Raw genomic sequence first — 20,253 nt, 5'->3', positions numbered from 1 at the left:
GTCCCGTGACCTCCCCGGCCTCCCCCTGGGACGTTCCCGACCTGGTCGGGAGCGCCCTGCGGGAGTCGTTGCGGATCGGCTATCTCGACTCGACGCGCTCCGAGACCGGCCGGCTGCTGGCTACCCTGGCGGCCTCCCGGACCGGCACGATCGCGGACCTGGGCACCGGCTGCGGGGTGGGCGCCGCCTGGCTGCGTACCGGCGCCTCCGCGGTCACCCGGGTCGTCACGGTCGAACGCGACCCGCGGCTGGCCCGCAGCGCCGCCCGGCTCTTCGCCGGCACCGGGATCGAGGTGCTGGCCGGTGACTGGCGCACGATGGACTGGGCCGGCCACGACGTCGCCGGTCTCTCCCTGGTCACCCTGGACATGGAGACCGCCCGTGACGCACGGGACCGACTGGTCGACCTGCTGGCGCCGGGGGCACTCCTCGTCCTCGATGATCCACACCCCTGGCAGGACCTCGGCACGCCCCGGGACGGCGTGGCCCTGCAGGGCTGGATGCACGACGGCCGGCTGCTGTGCTGCGAGGTCTCCGTCGCCCCGGACGCCGGGGTGCTGCTCTGCACCCGGATCTGACCGTACGTCTCGCCCGTGCGAATGTGCTCGTCATTCAGCAGATTCGCACGGGCGAAGCGATGAGCTCTACGTCCTGACCATGTCGCCCACGTTCTCATCGCCGCGGTCAGTGCGGACCACCGCGGGCCGGCACCACCGTTGTGCTGAACGACGCGCAGGCCGAACGATGCGCAGAGGGCCGGGGATTTGTCCCCGGCCCTCTGCGCATCGTCGAACTCGGCTCAGTGAACCCGGCCCTCGGGCTCGGGTCAGTGCGCCGAGCGCCACCGATCAGCGACCGGCCTGGCCCTCCACGTAGTCCTCGGTGCCCTTGGTCTCGACCCAGGCCATTAGACCGCGCAGCTCCTTGCCGACGGCCTCGATCGGGTGCTCCTCGCCCGCCTTGCGGAAGGCGGTGAACTTCGGCTTCCCGTTGCGCTGGTCGTTCATGAAGTCGTTGGCGAAGGCGCCGGACTGGATGTCGGCCAGCAGGCTCTTCATCGCCGCCCGGGACTCCGGACCGATCACCCGAGGTCCGGCGATGTAGTCGCCGTACTCCGCGGTGTCGGAGATGGACCACCGCATCTTGGCGATGCCACCCTCGTACATCAGGTCGACGAGCAGCTTCATCTCGTGCAGGCACTCGAAGTAGGCGATCTCGGGCTGGTACCCCGCCTCGACCAGGGTCTCCCAGCCGGCGGTGACCAGGTGCGACATGCCACCGCAGAGGACGGCCTGCTCACCGAACAGGTCGGTCTCGGTCTCCTCGGTGAAGGTGGTCTTGATGACGCCGGCGCGGGCGGCACCGATGCCGGCGGCCCAGGAGAGCGCCAGCGCCTCGCCGTTGCCCTGCGGGTCCTGCTCGACGGCGATCAGCGCCGGGACGCCACGGCCGTTCTCGAACTCACGACGGACCAGGTGGCCCGGGCCCTTGGGGGCGACCATCGCCACGGTGACACCGGCCGGGGGCTTGATGAAGCCGAAGCGGATGTTGAAGCCGTGGGCGAAGAACAGCGCGTCGCCATCCTTCAGGTTCGGGGCGATCTCGGCGGCGTAGAGATCCGCCTGCACCTGGTCGGGCGCCAGGATCATGATGACGTCGGCCTCGGCAGCGGCCTCCGCCGGGGTGAGGACGCGCAGGCCCTGCTCCTCGGCCCGGGCCCGCGACCCGCTGCCGGGCTGCAGGCCGATCCGGACGTCGACGCCCGAGTCGCGCAGGTTGAGCGAGTGGGCGTGCCCCTGCGAGCCGTAGCCGATGACGGCGACCTTGCGACCCTGGATGATCGAGAGATCCGCGTCCTTGTCGTAGAACATTTCAGCTGCCACTGAGCTAACTCCTTGTGTTGTGAGGTGGGTAGTCCGGCACCCGACCCCGTACCGGTCAGCCTAGACCGGAGGGGACGTACGGGGCCGGGCGGTTTCACCGTTGGGTCTGCTGGGCCCGCTCCCGGCGGGTCTTCTCGCTGATCGACTTGGCCCCGCGCCCGAGGGCGACCAGGCCGGACTGGGCGAGTTCGCGGATGCCGTACGGCTCCAGCATCGCCAGCAGTGAGTCGAGCTTGTCCGGGTTGCCGGTGACGACCATGGTGATCGAATCGGGGGTGACGTCGACCGTCTTGGCCTTGAACAGTTGGACGATGTCGAGGATCTCGCTGCGCGTGTTCGCATCGCAGCGCACCTTGACCACCTGGAGCTCGCGGCGGATCGCGTCCGGCTCCAATTCGACGATCTTGAGCACCTCGATCAGCTTGTTGAGCTGCTTGGTGATCTGCTCGAGGACGAGATCGTCGACGTCCACGACGATCGTCATCCGCGAGATGCCTTCGTTCTCGGTCGGGCCCACGGCCAGCGACTCGATGTTGTAGCCGCGACGGGAGAAGAGTGCGGCGACGCGGGTGAGGACACCCGGCTTGTCCGCGACGAGGACGCTCAGCGTACGGTGCCTGCTCACAGTTCTTCCTCTTCCCACGTGGGCGCCATGTCGCGCGCGATCTGGATGTCGTCGTTGCTGGTCCCGGCGGCCACCATCGGCCACACCATGGCGTCCTTGTGCACCACGAACTCGACCACGACGGGGCGGTCGTTGATCGCCATCGCCTGCTCGATCACCGCATCGACCTCCTCGGCGGTCTCGGCCCGCAGGCCGACGCAGCCCATCGCCTCGGCAAGCTTCGGGAAGTCCGGGATCCGGTAGGAGTGCAGGTCGGTGTTGGAGTAGCGCGCGTTGTAGAACAGCGTCTGCCACTGGCGCACCATCCCGAGCGACTCGTTGTTGATCACGGCGATCTTGATCGGGATGCCCTCCAGGGCGCAGGTGACCAGCTCCTGGTTGGTCATCTGGAAGCAGCCGTCGCCGTCGATGCCCCAGACCACCGCGTCGGGCCGGCCGACCTTGGCGCCCATCGCGGCCGGCACGCAGTAGCCCATGGTGCCGAGGCCGCCGGAGTTGAGCCAGTGTCCCGACTTCTCGAACGGCAGGAAGTGCGCCGACCACATCTGGTGCTGGCCGACGCCGGCGGCGTAGTAGGCGTCCGGCCCGGCAATCTCACCGATCCGCTGGATCACCCGCTGCGGGGAGAGCCGGTCCAGGCCCTCCTCCCAGCCGAGCGGATACTTCGCGGCCATCTCGGTGAGGTAGCGGGTCCAGGCGCTGTAGTCGGGGAGTTGCGCCTCGGCCCGCAGCGTCTGGTTGAGGTCGATCAGCACCTCCCGGACGTCACCGACGATCGGGACGTCGGCGACCCGGTTCTTGGAGATCTCGGCCGGGTCGATGTCGGCGTGGATGACCTTCGCCCCCGGGGCGAAGGAGTCCAGCCGGCCGGTGACCCGGTCGTCGAAGCGGGTGCCCAGGGCGATCAGCAGGTCGGCCTGCTGCAGCGCCCCCACCGCGGCGACGGTGCCGTGCATGCCAGGCATGCCGAAGTTCAGCGGATCCGAGTCGGGGAAGGCACCGCGGGCCATCAGTGTGGTCACCACCGGGACCCTGGTGAGCTCCGCCAGTTCGGCCAGCTCGGCGGCGGCGTGCGCCTTGACCACGCCGCCCCCGACATAGAGCACCGGGCGCCGGGCCTCGGCGATCAGCCGCGCGGCCTCCTTGACCTGCCGGTGGTGCGGCCGGGTGGTCGGGTGGTAGCCGGGCAGGTCCATCTCCTCGGGCCAGGCGAACGGGCTGCTGCCCTGCAGGGCGTCCTTGGTGATGTCGACCAGCACCGGACCCGGCCGACCGGAGGCGGCGATGTAGAAGGCCTCCTTGATCGCCAACGGGATGTCCTCGGCCTTCGTCACCAGGAAGCTGTGCTTGGTCACCGGCATCGTGATGCCCCGGATGTCGGCCTCCTGGAAGGCGTCGGTGCCGATCATCGAGGAGCCGACCTGGCCGGTGATCGCGACCATCGGGACCGAGTCCATCATGGCGTCGGCGATCGGGGTGACCAGGTTGGTGGCGCCCGGTCCGGAGGTCACCATACAGACGCCGACCCGGCCGGTCGTCATCGCGTAGCCCTCGGCCGCGTGACCAGCCCCCTGCTCGTGGCGGCAGAGGATGTGACGGATCTGCCCGGAGTCCAGCAGCGGGTCGTACGCCGGCAGGATGGCCCCGCCGGGAAGGCCGAACATGACGTCTACCCCGACATGCTCCAACGACCGGACCAGGGCCTGGGCGCCGGTCAGCATCGGTGTGGTGGACGTGGCGGTCTTGTCCTCCATGGCCTCTCTACTTCCTCTGGACGGATGGGGTCGTCGGTGATCCTGCAACAAAAAACCCCCGCCGCCACGTGGCGCGCGAGGGAGGCGTGTCCGATCGGGCCGGGCCCGAGGGACACGCTAGACAACTACGAGGATCATGCCGAGCACGGAAGAAACCCTCCCGCACAGATGACGATCATGTCAACCGGTCGACGAGGATTCCCAGCATGTGGATATGACGTTCACCACTGCCGTCCCGACGGCTCGTGCCGCCGCCCGGGGGCGGCCGAAACCTCCTAGGGTGGGCGGCATGTCGTTCACCGCCGCCCTGCGCGATAGGTACGCCGACCTGTTCGAGGCGTTCTGGGCCCATCCGTTCTTCCGCGGGCTGCTCGACGCGACGGCGTCGAAGGAGGCGGTGGTCCACTACGTCGGCCAGGACGTGCAGTACCTGCGGGCGTTCCTGCGGTGCTACGGGCTGGGGATGGCCAAGGCACCCGACACCGACTGGACGGCGTTCTTCCTCGACGGTGCCCGGCTGATGCTCGAGGAGGAGCCGGACGCGCATCGGGCGCTGGTCGAGCACTTCGGCGTCGACTACGACGCCTGCCAGGCCTCCCGGCTGGCGCCGACGGCCCAGGCGTACGCCGATCACATGGAGCTGGCCGGCCACGACACCCTGGGAGTGTTGATGGCCGCGCTGCTCCCCTGCCAGTGGACCTACACCTGGGCGGCGCTGCGCGCCTACCGGGAGCAGGCGCCGGAGCCGGACCACCCGTTCCTGGCCTGGTTCGCCTTCTACGCCTCCGACGAGTGCCAGGCGCTGGTGACGGACTACCGGGACCGGATCGACGCCCTCGCTGCGGCGGCGGGACCGGAGGAACGTGCCCGGATGGAACGGGCCTTCGTCGACTCGATGTACCACGAGGTGGCGTTCTGGCAGATGGCCGCCTCCGGGGAGACCTGGGAGCGGCTGCCGGCGCGGGTGCTGCAGCCGCGCGACGCCGGCTAGCGGACCGCCGGCCCGGGGCCGCCCGGCTCGGCCGCAGCGCCGTGTTCCTGCCCGGCCGCCGCACGCTCGGCCTCCACCGCCTCGCCGCGCGGTCGGCGGAGCAGGTCGACGAACAGTCCGACGTACAACAGCAGGCCGACCAGCGGGGTGACGTTGGCCAGCAGGTTCTGCCCGAAGGTGTAGTGCGCCGAGGCGTCGAGAGCGTACGGCAGGACGGTCAGCGGCAACTGGATGCTGATCCAGACCCCCCAGGCGAGACCGACCCGCCGCGCCCAGATCGGCAGGCCGGAGTCGGTGATCACCGCGACGAGCAGCGGCAGCACCCAGACGAAGTGGTGGGTCCAGGCCAGCGGCGAGGCCAGGTTCGTCGCCAGTCCCACCAGGGCCACGGCGAACACCCGGTGACCGGTCAGCCACCAGTACCGGGCCACCAGGACCGCCAGCACGGCGACCAGCACCCCCAGCAGCACGCCGGTCGCCCGGCCGGGCAGGTCGAGGCCGAAGAACCGGGTGGCCAGGCCCGACATCGACTGGTTGCCGACGTACTGGGGTCCGGAGGTCCCCGCCGGGATGTCGCCGGTCCAGAACCGCAGGCTCTCCACCGGCAGGACGACGAACCCGAGCAGGGTGGCCACCCCGAAGGCGGCCGCGCTGGTCCAGGCGACCCGGGCGCGCCGGGCGAACAGCGCGAAGACACCGAACAGGGCCGGGGTGAGTTTGATCGCCGCGGCGATGCCGATACCGATGCCCCGCGGCCAGCGGCGGCGCCGGTCCGGCAGCAGATCGAGCACCACCAGGGCCATCAGGATGGTGTTCACCTGCCCGTAGCCGAGGGTGGTCCGCAACGGCTCGATCGCCACCAGGGCGGCGGCGCCGACCAGTCCGAGGGTCCATCCCCGCGGCACACCGCACCGCCGCAGCACCGACTGCTGTGCCCACACCAGCAGGGCGATCCACAACAGGCGCCACAGCCACACCGGCCCGACGGCCAGCGGCAGCATCACGATGGCGGCGAACGGCGGATAGATGTAGGCCAGGTGCCAGCCGGGGCTCAGCACGTCGTAGATGCCCTGACCGGTCACCAGCGCCTGGACCCCGACCCGATAGATGTCGAGGTCGATCATCGCCGGGTCCCACGGCCACAGCCGTCCACCGGTGATGACGAAGGGCACCAGGAGCACGGCCACCAGGAACGGCAGCCCGTACTCGACCAGGAAACCGGCGACCCGGCCCGCCGGACGGCCCACGAGCACCGGACGGCCCACGAGCACCGGACGGCCCACGAGCACCGGACGGCCCGTCGACACCGGCGGAGTGTCGGGCGCCACCCGGAGTCCGCCGGACGTGTCCGGACGTCCCGCCGCCATCACAGGGCGTTCCGCAACGGCTCGCCGGCGGCCCAGCGGCGTAGCTGGGCGCCGATCAGCGCATCGGCCCGCGGCCGGAAGGCGTCGGACCAGCCGCCGACGTGCGGGGTGATCGTCACCCCCGGCGTGGTCCACAGCGGGTGGTCGACCGGGAGCGGCTCCGGTTCGGTGACGTCCAGCGCGGCCCGCAGCCGACCGGACGCGCACTCGGCGAGCAGCGCGTCGGTGTTCACCACCCGGCCCCGCGCCACGTTGACGATCAGGGCGCCGTCCGGCAGCAGGGCCAGTGCCTCCGCGTCGAGCAGGTCCTCGGTCTGGCCGGTGAGTGGGGCGATGACGAACAGCACGTCGGTGCTCGGCAACAGCGCCGGCAGGTGGTCGAACGGGTGCACGTACGGCTCCCCGGTGGCGAGATCCCCGGTCCGCTCCCGGCGGGCGACCAGAGTGATCCCGGCTGTCTCGAAGCCCTCCAACCGGCGCCGGATGGCGTGCCCGATCCGCCCGTAGCCGAGGATCAGCGCCCGCCGATCGGCCAGCGACCGGCTGAACGCACGGTGCCAGCGCAGCGCCGGATCGGCGCCGTTGCGGGCGTACACGTCGATCGAGCGGAGGTTGGCCAGGGCCAGCCCGACGGCGAGCTCGGCGGTGGCGGTGTCGTGGATGCCGGCGCCGGTGCACAGTGTCACGCCCTCGGGGATCAGCGGGAGCAGGTGCTCGTAGCCGGCCATCAGCGACTGGACGACCCGCAGCCGCGGCATCTCGGCGGCCCGGGACAGGGCTCGGGCGCCCGACAGGTACGGCAGGACCAGGAACTCCACCTCGGCGAGCGTGGCGGGCCAGCGGATCTCCGCATCACCGAAGTCGTCCTCGCTGAAGAAGTCGAGGTCGACGCCGTCGGGGATCGGCCCGAGGTGTGCCTCGGCCTCCTCCCGATCCGCGTACGGCAACCATGCCAGCCCCATCTCATGCCCTCCTGACCGTGTGGCCCGCCGCGGCGAGCGCGTCCTTGACCTCACCGACGGTGAGGGTCCCGAAGTGGAAGACGCTGGCGGCGAGGACGGCGTCCGCCCCCGCATCGGCGGCCGCCACGAAGTGCTGCACCGTCCCGGCGCCACCCGAGGCGATCAGCGGGACGTCCACCACGCGGCGGACATCCGCCAGCATCTCCAGGTCGAACCCGCTGGTGGTGCCGTCCGCATCCATCGAGTTGAGCAGGATCTCCCCCGCCCCGAGCTCGACCCCGCGCCGGGCCCAGTCCAGCGCGTCGAGGCCGGCGGAGGTAGTGCCGCCGTGGGTGGTGACACCGTAGCCGGAGGGCATCCCCGGCTCGCGGCGGGCATCGACCGACAGCACCAGCACCTGATTGCCGAACCGCTCGGTGATCTCGCGGATCACCTCCGGGCGACGGATCGCCGCGGTGTTGATCGACACCTTGTCCGCGCCGGTCCGCAGCAGGGTGTCGACGTCGTCGGCGGAGGAGACACCGCCGCCGACCGTGAGCGGGATGAACACCGTCTCCGCGGTCCGCCGGACGACGTCCCGGGTGGTCTCCCGGCCCTCCCGGGAGGCGGAGATGTCGAGGAAGGTCACCTCGTCGGCGCCCTCGCGCCCGTACAGGGCGGCGAGTTCGACCGGGTCACCGGCGTCGCGCAGGTTGCGGAAGTTGACCCCCTTGACGACGCGTCCGTCGTGCACGTCCAGGCACGGGATGACGCGGATGGCAACACTCATGGGGGCCAGCCTAGTCGTCCTCGCCCTCGTCCTCGGGGGCCGAGACCGCCGCCGCGACGACGCCGCGCTGCATCCGATGACGCACCTCGTGGCAGGTCTCCCGCAACTCCCCGGGGCCGGCCCCGGTGGCCACCTGGTCGGCGAGGTCGACGACCAGCCGGGCCCAGCGGACGAAGTCCCCGGCGCTCATCTCCCCCCGCTCCAGCACCTCGGCCAGCGGCTGGCCGGCGCACCAGTCGAACGCCGGCCGGGCGAAGCCGGGCGGCAGCTCCAGGCTGGCCTCGAGCCGGGCATCGCGCTCTACCAGGGCGATCCGGCGGGCGATCCGACCGGCGTGCTCGAACGCCTCGTGGCTGCGCAGGTCGGGCAGCCGCTGGGAGCGGTGCTCGTCCCCCCGGCGGGGCTGGTAGGTGAACACCGACAGCACGGCGGCGAGCTGGGGAGCGGACAGGCCGTCGAACACATCGTCGCGGATGCACTCGGCGACCACCAGGTCGGCCTCGGAGTAGATCTGCGCGAGCGTACGCCCCTCGGCGGTCACCTCGAGGTCATCGGCGCCGGTGGCCCGGACGTAGCCGAGGGAGCCGAGGACGGTGCAGATCTTGTCGAACCGGTCGGCGATCGAGCGGGTACGGCGGGCCACCTGGTGTTCCAGCCCGCGGGCGTCCCGCTCGGCCCGCAGCGCCTTCTCCGCCCAGCGGGCGTGCACCTCGCGGTCCGGGCAGGGGTGGCACGGGTGGGCGGCGAGCTCCTCGCGCAGCCGGCCGATCCGGGCCCGTTCCTTCTCGTTCAGCGATCCCTCGGCCCGTACCGGCGCCGGCGTGGTGTCCAGTTCGTCCAGCCGCTGGCGCAGCGCCGCCCCGAGACTGTGCCGGTGGGACGCGTCGCGGGACTGGAAGTGCTTGGGGATCCGCACCTTGCCGGCCACCTGCGGCAGGGTCGGGAAGTCGGTGAGGGAGAGCCGACGCACCTGCCGGTCCGGGGTCATCACCGTCGGCCGCGGGCCCTGCTGGGGGTCCACGTGGGCGTTGTCGAGGACGACCACCCAGCCCTGGGTCCGGCCGCTCGGCACCCGGACGATGTCGCCGGGGCGCAGGCCGCCGAGGACGCGTTCGGTCTCCTCGCGGCGCAGCACCTTGTCCTGCTTGACCGCGGCGGTCTCGATCCGGTGGATCTCGTCGCGCAGCCGGGCGTACGCCATGAAGTCGCCGAGCTCGCACGCCGCCTGGGCGGCCAGGTCGTCGTAGTCCCCGGAGCTGCGGGCCAGCTTGCGGGCCAGGCCGACGACGGACCGGTCGGTCTGGAACTGGGCGAAGGACAGCTCGAGGACCGTCCGCACCTGGCTGCGCGGCATCCGGTTGAGCATGTTGACCGCCATGTTGTATGTCGGCCGGAAGGCGGAGCGCAGTGGGTAGGTCCGTTTGCTGGCCAGGCCGGCCACCGCCCGCGGGTCCATCCCGGGCTGCCAGACCACCACGGCGTGACCCTCGACGTCGATGCCGCGGCGGCCGGCCCGGCCGGTCAGCTGGGTGTACTCCCCCGGGGTGATCTCGACATGTGCCTCACCGTTGTACTTGACCAGCTTCTCGATCAGCACGGAGCGGGCCGGCATGTTGATGCCGAGCGCGAGCGTCTCGGTGGCGAAGACGACCTTGATCAGCCCCTGCTCGAAGCACTCCTCGACGCACTCCTTGAGCGCCGGCAGGACGCCCGCATGGTGCGCGGCGATGCCCCGCAGCAGGCCGTCGAGGAAGGATTCGTAGCCCAGCGCCTGCAGGTCCTCGGGGCTGAATCCCTCGACGTGGCGCCGGGCGATGGCGAGGATCGCCGCCTCCTCGTCGGGGCGGGTGAGGTGGACGTGCGCGGACTGCAGCTGGCGGACCGCGGCGTCGCAGCCCTGCCGGGAGAAGATGAAGACGATCGCCGGCAGCAGGTCGGCCCGGTCGAGGATCCGGACCACCTCGGCGCGGTGCGCCGGCCGGTAGCGGGATCGCTCCTGGTGCTCACGGGCCGCTCCGCCGCCGTAGCGGGTCGCCCCGGCCGGTGAACGCTTGCCCTTGCCGGACCGTCCCCGGGGGCGGCGGGAGTCGTCCCGGACCACCCGGGACTCCTCCTTGGCGATCCGGACCAGGGCCGGGTTCACGTCGTACGTCGCGGCCCGGTCCGCCAGGTCGGCGGTCGGCGCGACATCGGCGAAGAGGTCCATCAGTCGGTTGCCGACCAGGACGTGCTGGTAGAGCGGGACGGGGCGGCGTTCGGAGACCACCACCTCCATCTCGCCGCGGACCTCGGCCAGCCAGTTGCCGAACTCCTCGGCATTGGAGACCGTCGCGGACAGGCAGACCAGCTGGACCGATTCCGGCAGTCCGATGATGATCTCCTCCCACACCGGGCCGCGGAACCGGTCGGCGAGGTAGTGCACCTCGTCCATCACCACGAACCCCAGACCGCGCAGGGTCGGCGAGCCGGCGTACATCATGTTGCGGAGCACCTCGGTGGTCATCACCACCACCGGCGCCTCCCCGTTGACCGACGAGTCGCCGGTCAGCAGCCCGACCTTCTCCGCGCCGTACCGGTCGACGAGGTCGTTGTACTTCTGGTTGGACAGCGCCTTGAGCGGGGTGGTGTAGAACGCCTTGCGGCCCTGGGCGAGGGCGAGGTGCACGGCGAACTCGCCGACGATCGTCTTGCCCGCGCCGGTCGGGGCGGCGACCAACACCCCGGAGCCGCCCTCGACGGCCTGGCAGGCCTCGACCTGGTAGTCGTCGAAGTCGAAGCTGTAGTCGCGGGCGAAGTCCCGCAGCTCCGGAAAGGACTGCTGGTGTCGGAACCGCGCGTACGCTTCGGCCGGAGAGAGGTCCTCAGCTTCTGCCATGCCCCGAAGATAGCGCGGTGCCGGCGCGTCGGTCAGCGCGCCGACCGGCCGGTCAGTGCCCGGGGGGCGGCGGTGAAAACGGTGAGCGCATCGGGATCGGCGGTGACGGTCAGCGGCACCGGCCCCAGCTCGTCGCCGTCCGCCATGCCGTAGAGGCCGTCACCGTCGACGACGACCTCGCGGGCCCGCAGCTGTTCCACCGCAGGGTCCCGGACGAAGGCGCCGGTGAACAATGCCGGCAACAGCCGGATGAACGTGCCGCGGCTCACCGGGTGCACGATGGTCAGGTCGAGCAGCCCGTCGGAGACGTCCGCGTCAGGACAGATGGCCATCCCACCACCGACGTATCCGGCGTTGCCGACGGCGATCAGGATGGCCGGGATGTCGCGGCGCTCCCCGTCGATCACCAGCCGGTACGGCAGGGGCTCGAACTGGGCGAGCTGGACGGTGGCGGACCACGCGTACCGCAGCCGCCCCCGCGGGAAGGTCGTCCGATTCGCCCGGAGGTTGACCAGGGCGTCGAAACCGGTGGAAACGACGGAGAGCACCCGTTCGGTGCCGTGGTCCGGCAGACCGTGGTCGACCAGCTGGCCCGTCACCCGGGCCAGGTCGATCCGGCGGGTGGCACCGCGGACGACCAGGCGCGCGGCGGCCACCGGATTGGCCGGTGGCAGGCCGAGCCCGCGGCAGGAGTCGTTGCCGGTGCCGGCCGGGATCAGCCCCAGCGGCACTTCGGTGCCAGCGCACGCGTTCGCCCCCAGGTGCATCATCCCGTCGCCGCCCATCACCAGCAACGCGTCGGCCCGCCGGTCGTCCTCCGCCGGCCGGGCGGAGGCGACCGCCCGCCGGCAGTGCGCCGCGGCCTCCGGGAAACTCGCGGCGAGGTGGACCCGGACATCGACGCCCGGCAGGGAGGTGACCAGCTCGGTGACCACCCGCGGCAGCAGCGTGCGGGCACGCCCGAGGCCTGCACTGGGGTTGACCACCAGTGTCAGGGCAGCAGCGTCAGTCACTGACAGTCCCGGCTCGGGACGCCAGCTCGGCGGCCTCGGCGGCGGCGAGCCGGGTCCCCCGGCGTCGGTCGTTGACACGACAGATGACCTCGGCGACGACGTACAGCACCGTCATCGGCACCGCCAGGGCGAGCATCGAGATCGGGTCGGTCGACGGTGAGGCGACCGCCGCGAAGACGAAGATCCCGACGATGGCGTACGACCGCACCGCACCGAGCTGGGCGCCGGTCACCACGCCGGCGAGGTCCAGCGCCACGATGACCACCGGGAGCAGGAACGCCACCCCGAACACCAGCATGATCTGGATCATGAAGGTCAGGAACGGCACCATCTCGACCATGTTCGCGACCGGTGAATTCTGCGGGGTGAAGCCCAGCAGGACCACCAAGCCCTTGGGCAGCACCCAGTAGCCGAGTGCCACCCCGGTCAGGAACAGCGGGACACCGGCACCGATGAACGCCAAGGCCCAACGCCGCTCCTTGGCCAGCAGACCGGGCGCGATGAAGGCCCAGATCTGGTACAGCCAGAAGGGACTGCTGACCACCGTGCCGGCGATCGCAACGATCTTGATCGCCAGCGTCATCGGGGCCGCGACCCCGGCGTTGACGACCAACACCTCCTGGCCCGGCCGGCTCTGGTTGATCTCGTGCACGGCCCGCAGGTACGGGTCGAGCAGGAACTGATACAGATCGTTGTAGAAGAACGCGGTGACGGCCATCCCGAGGAGGATCAGGACGACGATCACGATCACCCGATAGCGCAGTTCCCGGAAGTGATCGAAGAGGGTCATCCGGCCGTCCTCGGACATCGCCGGCGGACGGAGCCAGGCCAAGCGCCGTTTCTTCGGCGCGGCCGCCTCCGGGGTCGCCCCGTCCGGCCCGGCGGCGGCTGCCGATGCGGACCGTGCGGGGTCGAGCGACTCGGCCACTGGGCTCAGCGGTCCTTCTTGTGCTCCGGGTCGACGATCTCGGCATCGTGGACCTCGGCGGTCCCCGACACCTCGTCGGCGGCAGGCTTCACCTCGGCGCTGCCGACGGACTTCGGCTCGGCGACACCCTTGGTCTCCTCCTTGAACTCACGGATGGCACGGCCGGTGCTCTTGCCGAGCCCGGCCAGCCGGGAGCCGCCGAACAGCAGCAGCACAATCGCCAGGATGATGAGCAGCTCGGGGCCGCCGAGCCCGGCCAGGGCGAGGGGAGACATAGGAACCTCTGTTTCGTTCAGTGACGGTGGCTGACGTGTCGCGGCGCGAATCCCCCGAAGTCCGGATCGAACTCCAGGTCCACCTGACCCGATGGTACGCGTTCCCCGCCGCCGTCCGGCGCCGCATCATGCTGTGCACCGGGCCCTTCGGCAGGAAACGGCGCGAGGTCGTCGACGAGGCTCAGGATCTCCTCAGCCTGGCGCCCCACCATCTCGACCTCGCTGAGCAGATCCTCGATCTTGTGCCACATCCAGATCGCGTATGCGACCAGACCGACGAGCCCGAGGACGGCGATGCCGACGACCACGAGGACCCAGATCATGGCGCCGAGCCTACCCGACCCGGGCGGCCGGCTCGTCCGCCGGACCGGGGCCGGAGTCGGTGCCGCGGTAGAGGGCGAGGGTGGCGCGGGCCCGGTCCAGGGCACCCTGCCGGGCCTCGCGGGGCTCCAGCAGGACCAGATCGGCGCCGCAGCGCAGCAGCAGCCCGGTGAGCCAGCTCGGGTCGAGCACCCCGAGGGTGACGACCAGGTCCCCGGCCGAGGGGGCACGACCCGCCCGGGCGGCGTCCTCGGCGGTCGCCGGCCGGATCCGGGTGGTCGGGTAGTACTCGACCAGCCAGGCGGCGGGCCGGCGCACCCAGAGGGTGATCTGGTCGGCCTGTTCGAGCCGCCGGGTCCAGCTCGGCACCCGCTCGACATCGCCGTGGTCGAGGGCCACACGGGTGAGCACGGCGGCGACGCGGATCCGGTCCATCCGGAACGACCGCCGGTCGGCCCGGTCGAGGTCCCACGCCTCCAGGTAGTGGTAGCCGTCGACCACCCGCGTGGTGAGCCCGTCGACCGTACGCTGCGTGGCACGGCCCTGCGCGTCCACGTAGTCGAGGGCCAGGCTGCGGTGCTCCGCCAGGGCCCGGGCCACCGCCTCGCGAACCTCGGGGCTGCCCGAAGCGACGGAGAGGTGGAACCGGTCGGCGACCGCCGCATGGTCGCCGGCCGCCGCGGCGATCTTCCTCCGGGCCGACTCGACCACTGCGGCGGTCTGCCCGGTCGAGGTCTCGGCGAGCACCCGCAGCCCCACCAGGAGCGTCACGGCCTCGTCGGGGCTGAACCGGGCCGGTCGGGTCGGCGCGTTGTCGAGCGAGGGCCGGATCACCCCCGCATCGAGGGCGTCGAAGTCCACGTCGAGGAGATAGAAGCCGACCTGGCCGGGGACCTCGCACATCGTCAGCAGCCGGACGTCCTCGCGGGCCTGGTCGATACTCACCCCGAACTCGCGGGCCACCTCGTCGACCGTCGTCTCGACCTGGCCGCGCAGCCAGGTGCTCAGCGCGAGCAGCCGCGGGACCTGTTCAGCGGCGGTGGTGGTCATCGTCGCCTCCTTCCGCCAGCAGCGCCGTGAGGTGCTCCACCAGCTGCGTACGCAGCGCGGGTGGGGAGAGCACCACGACATCGGGGCCGAGCATCGCCAGCTCGCCGATGAAGCCCTGCCGGTAGGCGTACGCCACCCGCCAGGCGCGGTAGCCGGGCGGCGCCGGCTCGTCCGCCTCGGCGAGCGGCCGGTGCAGGGCGGCCTCCCGGCCGGTCCGGACGGCGACGACGGCCTCGTCCGCCGCGCGCTGGGCGGACACCTCCTCGGTGAGCCGCCGCACCGCCGCGGGATCGGGCTCGGGGAAGGCGAGGTTGGCCGTGCCGGGCTTCACCGTGCTGCGGATCCGGGCCAGCTTGAACTTGCGGGTGCCGTGACGATCGAGATCGGCCCCGAACAGGTACCACTGGCCGTGCGCCATCGCCAGGCCCCAGGGCTCGACATGCCGGCGGGCGCCGCGGTCGGCGTAGTCGAAGCTGACCCGGCGACGGTTGGTGATCGCGTCGCGGAGCACCGCCAGGCCCTGGGTCGCGGCCGGGCGGGTGTCGGCGACGTCACTGGGCGTGAAGAGCGAGGCAAGTGCCTCGGTGTCCGGTTCGACGCCGATGGAGCGCAGCTTCATCAGCGCCCGCTGCGAGGAGGCGGCCATCCCGGCCTCCCGCCAGCTGCGCGCGGCCAGCGCGACCGCGGCGGCCTCCTCGGGGGTGAGGTCGACCGGCGCCAGGGCGAACTCCCCCAGCCGGATCCGGTAGCCCTCGTCCTCTCCCACCCCGCTGGTCTCGATCGGCAGGCCCATCTCGACCCGCAGCGCCCGCTTGTCGCGTTCGAAGGACTGGTTGAAGGCCGCCTCGGACAGCCCGGCGTAGCCCTCGACGAGTTCGCGGATCCGCGCCTTCGTCAACGGTTGCGGGGCACCGAGCAGGAGCATCGTCAGCACCACCCGCCGCTCGGCGTTGCTCGGCGCCATCCTCACTCCCCCGTCCCCGGTCTACCCTCGTCACTGCGAGACTAACAGCCAGCACGCGCCCCACCGGGAGGAGCCGCCCGTGACCACGCCGATGCCGTCCGGCGCCGGCCGGTTCGCGCCGAGCCCGACCTCGGACCTGCACGTCGGCAACCTGCGCACCGCGCTGCTGGCCTGGCTGTTCGCCCGGCACAGCGGTCGGCGGTTCCTGGTCCGGATCGAGGACCTGGACACCGCCCGGGTGGCGCACGACCCCGCGGTGGCGGACCGCCAGCTGGCGGATCTGCGGGCGCTGGGCCTGGACTGGGACGGTGAGGTCGTCCGGCAGTCCCGGCGATTGGCGGCGTACGCCGCGGCGGTCGCCCGGCTGACCGACAGCCCGGGCACGTATCCGTGCTTCTGCAGCCGGCGGGAGATCGCCGAGGCGGTCAGCGCACCCCATGCCCCGCCGGGTGCCTATCCGGGCACCTGCCGCCGGCTCACCGCCGCGGAACGGGCCGAGCGGGCGGCCCGCCGCCCGGCGGCGCTGCGGGTGCGGGGCGGGGACATCACCGTCGAAGTGGTCGACGCCCTGGCCGGCCGGTTCAGCGGGCCGGTCGACGACTTCGTGCTGCGGCGCAACGACGGGGCGTACGCCTACAACCTCGCCGTGGTCGTCGACGACCTCGCGCAAGGGGTCGACCAGGTCGTCCGGGGTGACGACCTGCTGGCGTCCTCGCCGCGCCAGGCCTGGCTCACCGAGCGGCTCGGCGGGCGGAGACCGACGTACGCGCATGTGCCGCTGGTGGTGAACCGCCAGGGGCAGCGACTGGCGAAGCGGGACGGGGCGGTGACGCTGACCGACCTGGCCGCCCGCGGGGTCGGCGCGGACGCGGTCCGGTCCCGGCTCGCCGCCTCCCTCGGGCTGGCCGAGGCCGGCGAACCGGTCACGACAGCCGACCTGCTGGCCCGGTTCGACCCGACCGCACTCCCCCGCACGCCGTGGGCGTGGGACGCCGGGGACGCCGGCTGACGGTCACCGGCCGGGCCGGCTACCCGGTTCCGGTGTGCACCGCCCGGACCGGTGTCACCCGGTCAGGAGACCTGGAGGATGTCCACCACGTAGACCAGGGTGGCGCCGGCGGGGATGCCCAGACCGGCGTCGCCGTCCGGATAGGCCTGCGACGGCGGGACCACGATCAGGATCCGGCTGCCGACCGTCTGGTCCTTCAGCGCGGTCTGCCAGCCGGTGATCAGGGTGGACAACTGCCCGGACTCGGGGGCCGCGGGCACCTGCTGGTCGTTCACCGTCTTCGCGGCGTACGTGTCGTCGACCTGCTTGCCGCCGTCCCACAGCCAGGCCCGGTAGTTGACCGTGACGGTGGAGTCCGCGGCCACCTTGTCGCCCTTGCCCTTGATCAGCGGCTGGACCAGGAGCTGGCTGGGCGCGGCGCCCGACGGGATGGAGATCTTCGGGTCGTTCACCGCGCCGCTGACCGTGGGCTGCCCGGAGGGCTGACTCACCTTGTCGCCCTGCGGACCGCTGAGCGGCACGCTGATGATGTCGACCACGAAGACCAGCGTGTCGCCGACCTGGATGCCCGCCTGGGCGATGCCGCCGCTGGAGTCGTAGCCGTCCTTGCCGGGGATGGCGAGCAGCACCCGCGAACCCTGCTTCTTGCCGACCAGGCCCTTCGAGAAGCCGGGGATCACGCCGCTGAGCTGGAACGAGGTCGGCTTGCCATTCGCGTACGACGCGTCGAAGACCTCGCCGGTGCGGCCGTTGAGCCCCTGGTAGTGGACGGTGACGGTCATGTCGGCGGTCACCGCCGGTCCGTCGCCCTCGATCAGGACCTTCGACTGGGTGTCGGCGACGGTGAACGGGGTGAACTTCACCGTCGGCGATTCGCCGTACTTCCCCTCGACGGAGACGCCGTCCAGGTTGTCGACCTGGGCGGGCTCCGGCGCCGCGGAGGCCGACGCACTGGCCGAGGCGGTCGGGGAGGTCGCGCCGGTCCCCTGCGCGCAGCCGGCCAGGCCGAGGCCCAGGGCCAGGACCGCGGCGAGCAGGGCCGTACGGGCGGGGCGGGGTCGGAGGAAGTCGATCACGTCGGGCAGCCTACCGCGACATACCACGGCCCCCGCCCCGAGCGCGTCACCACCGGCGTCACCACCGCGACTCGGTCAGCGAGGCGATCAGCGCGTCGACCCGGTCGTCGGTGTCGCGGAACGGGTCACGCAGGGTGAGCGCGCGGGTCTGGTTGCCGCGGTTGACCCGCAGGTGCATCCAGTCGGCCAGGTAGTCGACCTCAGCGGCCCGGGCGGCGTCGATGAAGGCGCCGCGCAGCCGGGCCCGGGTCGGCGGCGGGACGGTCAGTGCCCGCTCGATGGCGGCGCTGTCGACGACCCGGCTCACCTCACCGTGGGCGTCGAGCAGCCGGAACAGGCCGCGGCCCTCGGCGATGTCGTGGTAGGCGACGTCCAGTTGCGCCAGCCGGGGGCTGTCCGGGCCCAGCCCGTGGCGGTCGGCGTAGCGGGTGAGCAGCTTGTACTTGATCGCCCAGTCGATGTCCTGGGACAGGGTGTCCAGGTCGCCGGCCTCGACGGCGGCGAGGGTCCGCTGCCACAGCTCGAGGGCGTGCTCCAGCGCCGGTGCGAAGGGGCCCAGCCGGTCGCGGTGGTCGAGGACCGCCTGCAGGTAGGCCCGCTGCAGGTCGAGGGCGGTGACCGTGCGGCCTGAGGCGAGGTCGACCGGCGCCCGCCCGGTGAGGTCGCGGGAGATCTGGCGGATGGCGAGGTTGGGGTTGTCGAGGGTCAGGTCGGGCAGCGCCACCCGCGCCTCGACCAACCGCAGCACCAGCTCCGTCGCCCCCACCTTGAGCAGTGTCGTGGTCTGGGACATCGACGAGTCGCCGACGATGACGTGGAGCCGGCGGTAGAGCTCGGGATCGCCGTGCGGCTCGTCGCGGGTGTTGATCATCGGCCGGGACCGGGTGGTGGCCGAGGAGACGGTGTCCCACATCTGGTCGGCCCGCTGGCTGAGCTGGAAGGTCGTCGGGTGGTGTGCCCCCGGCACGTGGTCCGGACGCTCGTAGAGCTGGGTCCGGGACAGGTGTCCGGCGCCGGCGATCAGCTGCCGGCTGACCAGGAAGGGCAGGATGATCCGGTAGTAGCGGTTGATGTCCACGGCCCGGTCGACGAGGTAGTTCTCGTGGCAGCCGTACGAGTTGCCTGCGGAGTCGACGTTGTTCTTGAACAGGAAGATGTCGACCGGCGTGCCGTCCGCGGCGAGCTGGTCGGCGGCCAGCCGGCGCAGGTCCTCGACCAGCCGGTTGCCGACCGCGTCGTGGGCGATCAGGTCGTACAGGTCGTCGCACTCGGCGGTGGCGTACTCGGGGTGCGAGCCGACGTCGAGGTAGATCCGCGCCCCGTTGCCGAGGAACACGTTGCTGGACCGACCCCAGGCGATCATGCCGCGGAACATCTGCCGGGCGACCTCCTCCGGCCCGACCCGCCGGTCGCCGCGGGGCCGGCTGGTCAATCCATACTCGGTCTCCAGCCCGTAGATCCGCCGGGTCCGCGCCTGGCCCGGCTCCGCCGCCCTCGTCACACCGGTCTCCTCGTCACATCGGACCCCTGGTCACATCCCGACCAGGTCGAGCAGCTTGCCCAGCTCCTCGCGGGTGAGATCACGCATCTCGCCGGGCTGCAGCCGGCCGAGCCGCACCGGTCCGATCGCGATCCGGGTGAGTTTCTGCACCGGATGGCCGAACGCCTCCATCATCCGCCGGACCACCCGGTTGCGCCCCTCGTGCAAGGTGATCTGCAGCAGGGTCGCGTCCGGCTGGGTCTGCATCAGCTTGACCCTGTCGGGCCGTACGGGACCGTCGTCGAGGGTGATGCCCCGCTGGATCCGCTTCAGCGTGTGCGCCGACACCTGCCCGAGCACCTGGGCGACGTACGTCTTGGGCACCTCGTAGGAAGGGTGGGCCAGCCGGTGGGCGAACTCCCCGTCGTTGGTGAGGATGATCAGGCCCTCGGTCTCGGTGTCCAGCCGCCCGACATGGAAGAGCCGGACGTTGCGCCGGTCGACGTAGTCGCTGAGGGTCTCGCGTCCTTCCGGGTCGTCCATCGTCGAGACGACGCCACGTGGCTTGTTCAGCACGGTGTAGACGTGGCGACGGGCGGTGGGGATGCGGGACCCGTCGACCCGGATCTCGTCCTTCTCGGGGTCGACCCGCCGGCCCTGTTCGGTGACCACCTCGCCGTTCACCTCGACCCGGCCCTCCTCGATCAGCTGCTCGCTGGCCCGGCGGGACGCGATGCCCGCCTGGGCGAGGACCTTCTGCAGCCGGATGCCGCCCTGCTCGTCGTCGGTGTCGGTCTCGGTCATCGCTCTCCTCGGGTGGGGTTCGGGCTCGGTCGCCGCCGGCGGGTGGGCCGGCGGTGCGGTGGTGCCGGACGGGCACGGGTGGGCACCGCTCGGCGGGCGTTCAGGGA

General features: G+C 71.7%; 19 protein-coding genes. 3 read left to right on the top strand and 16 right to left on the bottom strand.

All coding sequences use genetic code 11. The features are described from left to right. Positions 1–5 precede the first annotated feature (5 nt). On the top strand, positions 6–578 hold the full coding sequence (locus R0145_RS07090; RefSeq protein ID WP_317839657.1) for a cytidine deaminase: 573 nt from the start codon (positions 6–8) through the stop codon (positions 576–578). A 270-nt stretch (positions 579–848) separates the two neighbouring features. On the opposite strand, the gene ilvC is transcribed toward R0145_RS07090, so the two are convergent. From ilvC to R0145_RS07075, 3 genes are all read right to left on the bottom strand, one after another. Next, entirely contained in the window at positions 849–1,883 is a 1,035-nt protein-coding gene (gene ilvC, locus R0145_RS07085; RefSeq protein ID WP_317839655.1) for a ketol-acid reductoisomerase, read from the bottom strand. A gap of 94 nt (positions 1,884–1,977) precedes the next feature. Beyond that, positions 1,978–2,508: an acetolactate synthase small subunit gene (gene ilvN / locus R0145_RS07080; protein WP_317839654.1), complete on the bottom strand. Its 531-nt coding sequence runs from the start codon at positions 2,506–2,508 to the stop codon at positions 1,978–1,980. Beyond that, positions 2,505–4,262, bottom strand: coding sequence for an acetolactate synthase large subunit (locus R0145_RS07075; protein WP_317839653.1), 1,758 nt, complete (start codon positions 4,260–4,262; stop codon positions 2,505–2,507). Before R0145_RS07075 ends, ilvN begins: the two co-directional genes overlap by 4 nt. Before the next feature lie 289 nt (positions 4,263–4,551). On the opposite strand from R0145_RS07075, the gene R0145_RS07070 reads away from it, so the two are divergent. Then, the gene (locus tag R0145_RS07070) at positions 4,552–5,253 is read left to right on the top strand and encodes a TenA family protein (protein WP_317839652.1); all 702 of its coding nucleotides are present in this window, start codon (positions 4,552–4,554) and stop codon (positions 5,251–5,253) included. Here R0145_RS07070 and R0145_RS07065 read toward each other — a convergent pair. From R0145_RS07065 to R0145_RS07020, 10 genes are all read right to left on the bottom strand, one after another. Further along, positions 5,250–6,560 carry a glycosyltransferase 87 family protein gene (locus R0145_RS07065; RefSeq protein ID WP_317839651.1) on the bottom strand — a complete coding sequence of 437 codons (1,311 nt, stop codon included), beginning with the start codon at positions 6,558–6,560 and terminating at the stop codon, positions 5,250–5,252. The two genes, R0145_RS07070 and R0145_RS07065, sit on opposite strands and share 4 nt — an antisense overlap. Positions 6,561–6,619: 59 nt before the next feature. Then, positions 6,620–7,582 (bottom strand): 2-hydroxyacid dehydrogenase, encoded by a 963-nt coding sequence (locus tag R0145_RS07060; RefSeq protein ID WP_317839650.1) that lies wholly within the window; start codon positions 7,580–7,582, stop codon positions 6,620–6,622. 1 nt (position 7,583) lies between these two features. Further along, positions 7,584–8,351: an imidazole glycerol phosphate synthase subunit HisF gene (hisF, locus tag R0145_RS07055; protein ID WP_317839649.1), complete on the bottom strand. Its 768-nt coding sequence runs from the start codon at positions 8,349–8,351 to the stop codon at positions 7,584–7,586. 10 nt (positions 8,352–8,361) lie between these two features. Then, a complete protein-coding gene (locus R0145_RS07050) occupies positions 8,362–11,226 on the bottom strand; it encodes a DEAD/DEAH box helicase (RefSeq protein WP_317839648.1) in 2,865 nt (954 codons plus the stop codon). A gap of 32 nt (positions 11,227–11,258) precedes the next feature. Next, a complete protein-coding gene (locus R0145_RS07045; RefSeq protein WP_317839647.1) occupies positions 11,259–12,239 on the bottom strand; it encodes a diacylglycerol/lipid kinase family protein in 981 nt (326 codons plus the stop codon). Beyond that, positions 12,232–13,029, bottom strand: a complete 798-nt coding sequence (gene tatC / locus R0145_RS07040; RefSeq protein ID WP_317839646.1) for a twin-arginine translocase subunit TatC — start codon at positions 13,027–13,029, stop codon at positions 12,232–12,234. The genes R0145_RS07045 and tatC overlap by 8 nt, the downstream gene beginning before the upstream one ends. A 143-nt stretch (positions 13,030–13,172) precedes the next feature. After that, the gene (tatA, locus tag R0145_RS07035) at positions 13,173–13,442 is read right to left on the bottom strand and encodes a twin-arginine translocase TatA/TatE family subunit (protein ID WP_317839645.1); all 270 of its coding nucleotides are present in this window, start codon (positions 13,440–13,442) and stop codon (positions 13,173–13,175) included. Positions 13,443–13,459: 17 nt separating this feature from the next. Next, entirely contained in the window at positions 13,460–13,765 is a 306-nt protein-coding gene (locus tag R0145_RS07030) for a hypothetical protein (RefSeq protein WP_317839644.1), read from the bottom strand. A 10-nt stretch (positions 13,766–13,775) separates the two neighbouring features. Beyond that, positions 13,776–14,813: a helix-turn-helix transcriptional regulator gene (locus tag R0145_RS07025; RefSeq protein ID WP_317839642.1), complete on the bottom strand. Its 1,038-nt coding sequence runs from the start codon at positions 14,811–14,813 to the stop codon at positions 13,776–13,778. Then, positions 14,794–15,777: a helix-turn-helix transcriptional regulator gene (locus R0145_RS07020; RefSeq protein WP_317839641.1), complete on the bottom strand. Its 984-nt coding sequence runs from the start codon at positions 15,775–15,777 to the stop codon at positions 14,794–14,796. The genes R0145_RS07025 and R0145_RS07020 overlap by 20 nt, the downstream gene beginning before the upstream one ends. A gap of 79 nt (positions 15,778–15,856) precedes the next feature. On the opposite strand from R0145_RS07020, the gene gluQRS reads away from it, so the two are divergent. After that, positions 15,857–16,786 carry a tRNA glutamyl-Q(34) synthetase GluQRS gene (gluQRS, locus tag R0145_RS07015; RefSeq protein WP_411742082.1) on the top strand — a complete coding sequence of 310 codons (930 nt, stop codon included), beginning with the start codon at positions 15,857–15,859 and terminating at the stop codon, positions 16,784–16,786. Between the two features lie 62 nt (positions 16,787–16,848). Here the strand turns inward: gluQRS and R0145_RS07010 are convergent, their stop codons facing one another. The 3 genes from R0145_RS07010 to R0145_RS07000 are packed head-to-tail and all read right to left on the bottom strand — an operon-like array spanning position 16,849 to position 20,146. After that, positions 16,849–17,862, bottom strand: coding sequence for an FKBP-type peptidyl-prolyl cis-trans isomerase (locus tag R0145_RS07010; RefSeq protein WP_317839640.1), 1,014 nt, complete (start codon positions 17,860–17,862; stop codon positions 16,849–16,851). Between the two features lie 58 nt (positions 17,863–17,920). Further along, complete coding sequence (gene pafA, locus R0145_RS07005; protein ID WP_317839639.1) at positions 17,921–19,363, bottom strand: Pup--protein ligase; 1,443 nt, start codon at positions 19,361–19,363, stop codon at positions 17,921–17,923. Positions 19,364–19,393: 30 nt separating this feature from the next. After that, complete coding sequence (locus R0145_RS07000) at positions 19,394–20,146, bottom strand: pseudouridine synthase (RefSeq protein ID WP_317839638.1); 753 nt, start codon at positions 20,144–20,146, stop codon at positions 19,394–19,396. Positions 20,147–20,253 lie beyond the last annotated feature (107 nt).

Source organism: Raineyella sp. W15-4 (assembly GCF_033170155.1).
GTDB lineage: Bacteria > Actinomycetota > Actinomycetes > Propionibacteriales > Propionibacteriaceae > Raineyella.
The sequence above is the reverse complement of the archived record's forward strand: the minus strand, read 5'-3'. Positions and strand labels throughout refer to the sequence as shown.

Bases quoted from the DNA above. Each gene is read 5' to 3' on its own strand.
- tatC (WP_317839646.1), bottom strand. From the start codon at position 13,029: ATGACCCTCTTCGATCACTTCCGGGAACTGCGCTATCGGGTGATCGTG.
- R0145_RS07060 (WP_317839650.1), bottom strand. From the start codon at position 7,582: ATGGGGCTGGCATGGTTGCCGTACGCGGATCGGGAGGAGGCCGAGGCA.
- R0145_RS07030 (WP_317839644.1), bottom strand. From the start codon at position 13,765: ATGATCTGGGTCCTCGTGGTCGTCGGCATCGCCGTCCTCGGGCTCGTC.
- R0145_RS07075 (WP_317839653.1), bottom strand. From the start codon at position 4,262: ATGGAGGACAAGACCGCCACGTCCACCACACCGATGCTGACCGGCGCC.
- R0145_RS07050 (WP_317839648.1), bottom strand. From the start codon at position 11,226: ATGGCAGAAGCTGAGGACCTCTCTCCGGCCGAAGCGTACGCGCGGTTC.
- R0145_RS07000 (WP_317839638.1), bottom strand. From the start codon at position 20,146: ATGACCGAGACCGACACCGACGACGAGCAGGGCGGCATCCGGCTGCAG.
- R0145_RS07025 (WP_317839642.1), bottom strand. From the start codon at position 14,813: ATGACCACCACCGCCGCTGAACAGGTCCCGCGGCTGCTCGCGCTGAGC.
- hisF (WP_317839649.1), bottom strand. From the start codon at position 8,351: ATGAGTGTTGCCATCCGCGTCATCCCGTGCCTGGACGTGCACGACGGA.
- R0145_RS07020 (WP_317839641.1), bottom strand. From the start codon at position 15,777: ATGGCGCCGAGCAACGCCGAGCGGCGGGTGGTGCTGACGATGCTCCTG.
- R0145_RS07070 (WP_317839652.1), top strand. From the start codon at position 4,552: ATGTCGTTCACCGCCGCCCTGCGCGATAGGTACGCCGACCTGTTCGAG.
- tatA (WP_317839645.1), bottom strand. From the start codon at position 13,442: ATGTCTCCCCTCGCCCTGGCCGGGCTCGGCGGCCCCGAGCTGCTCATC.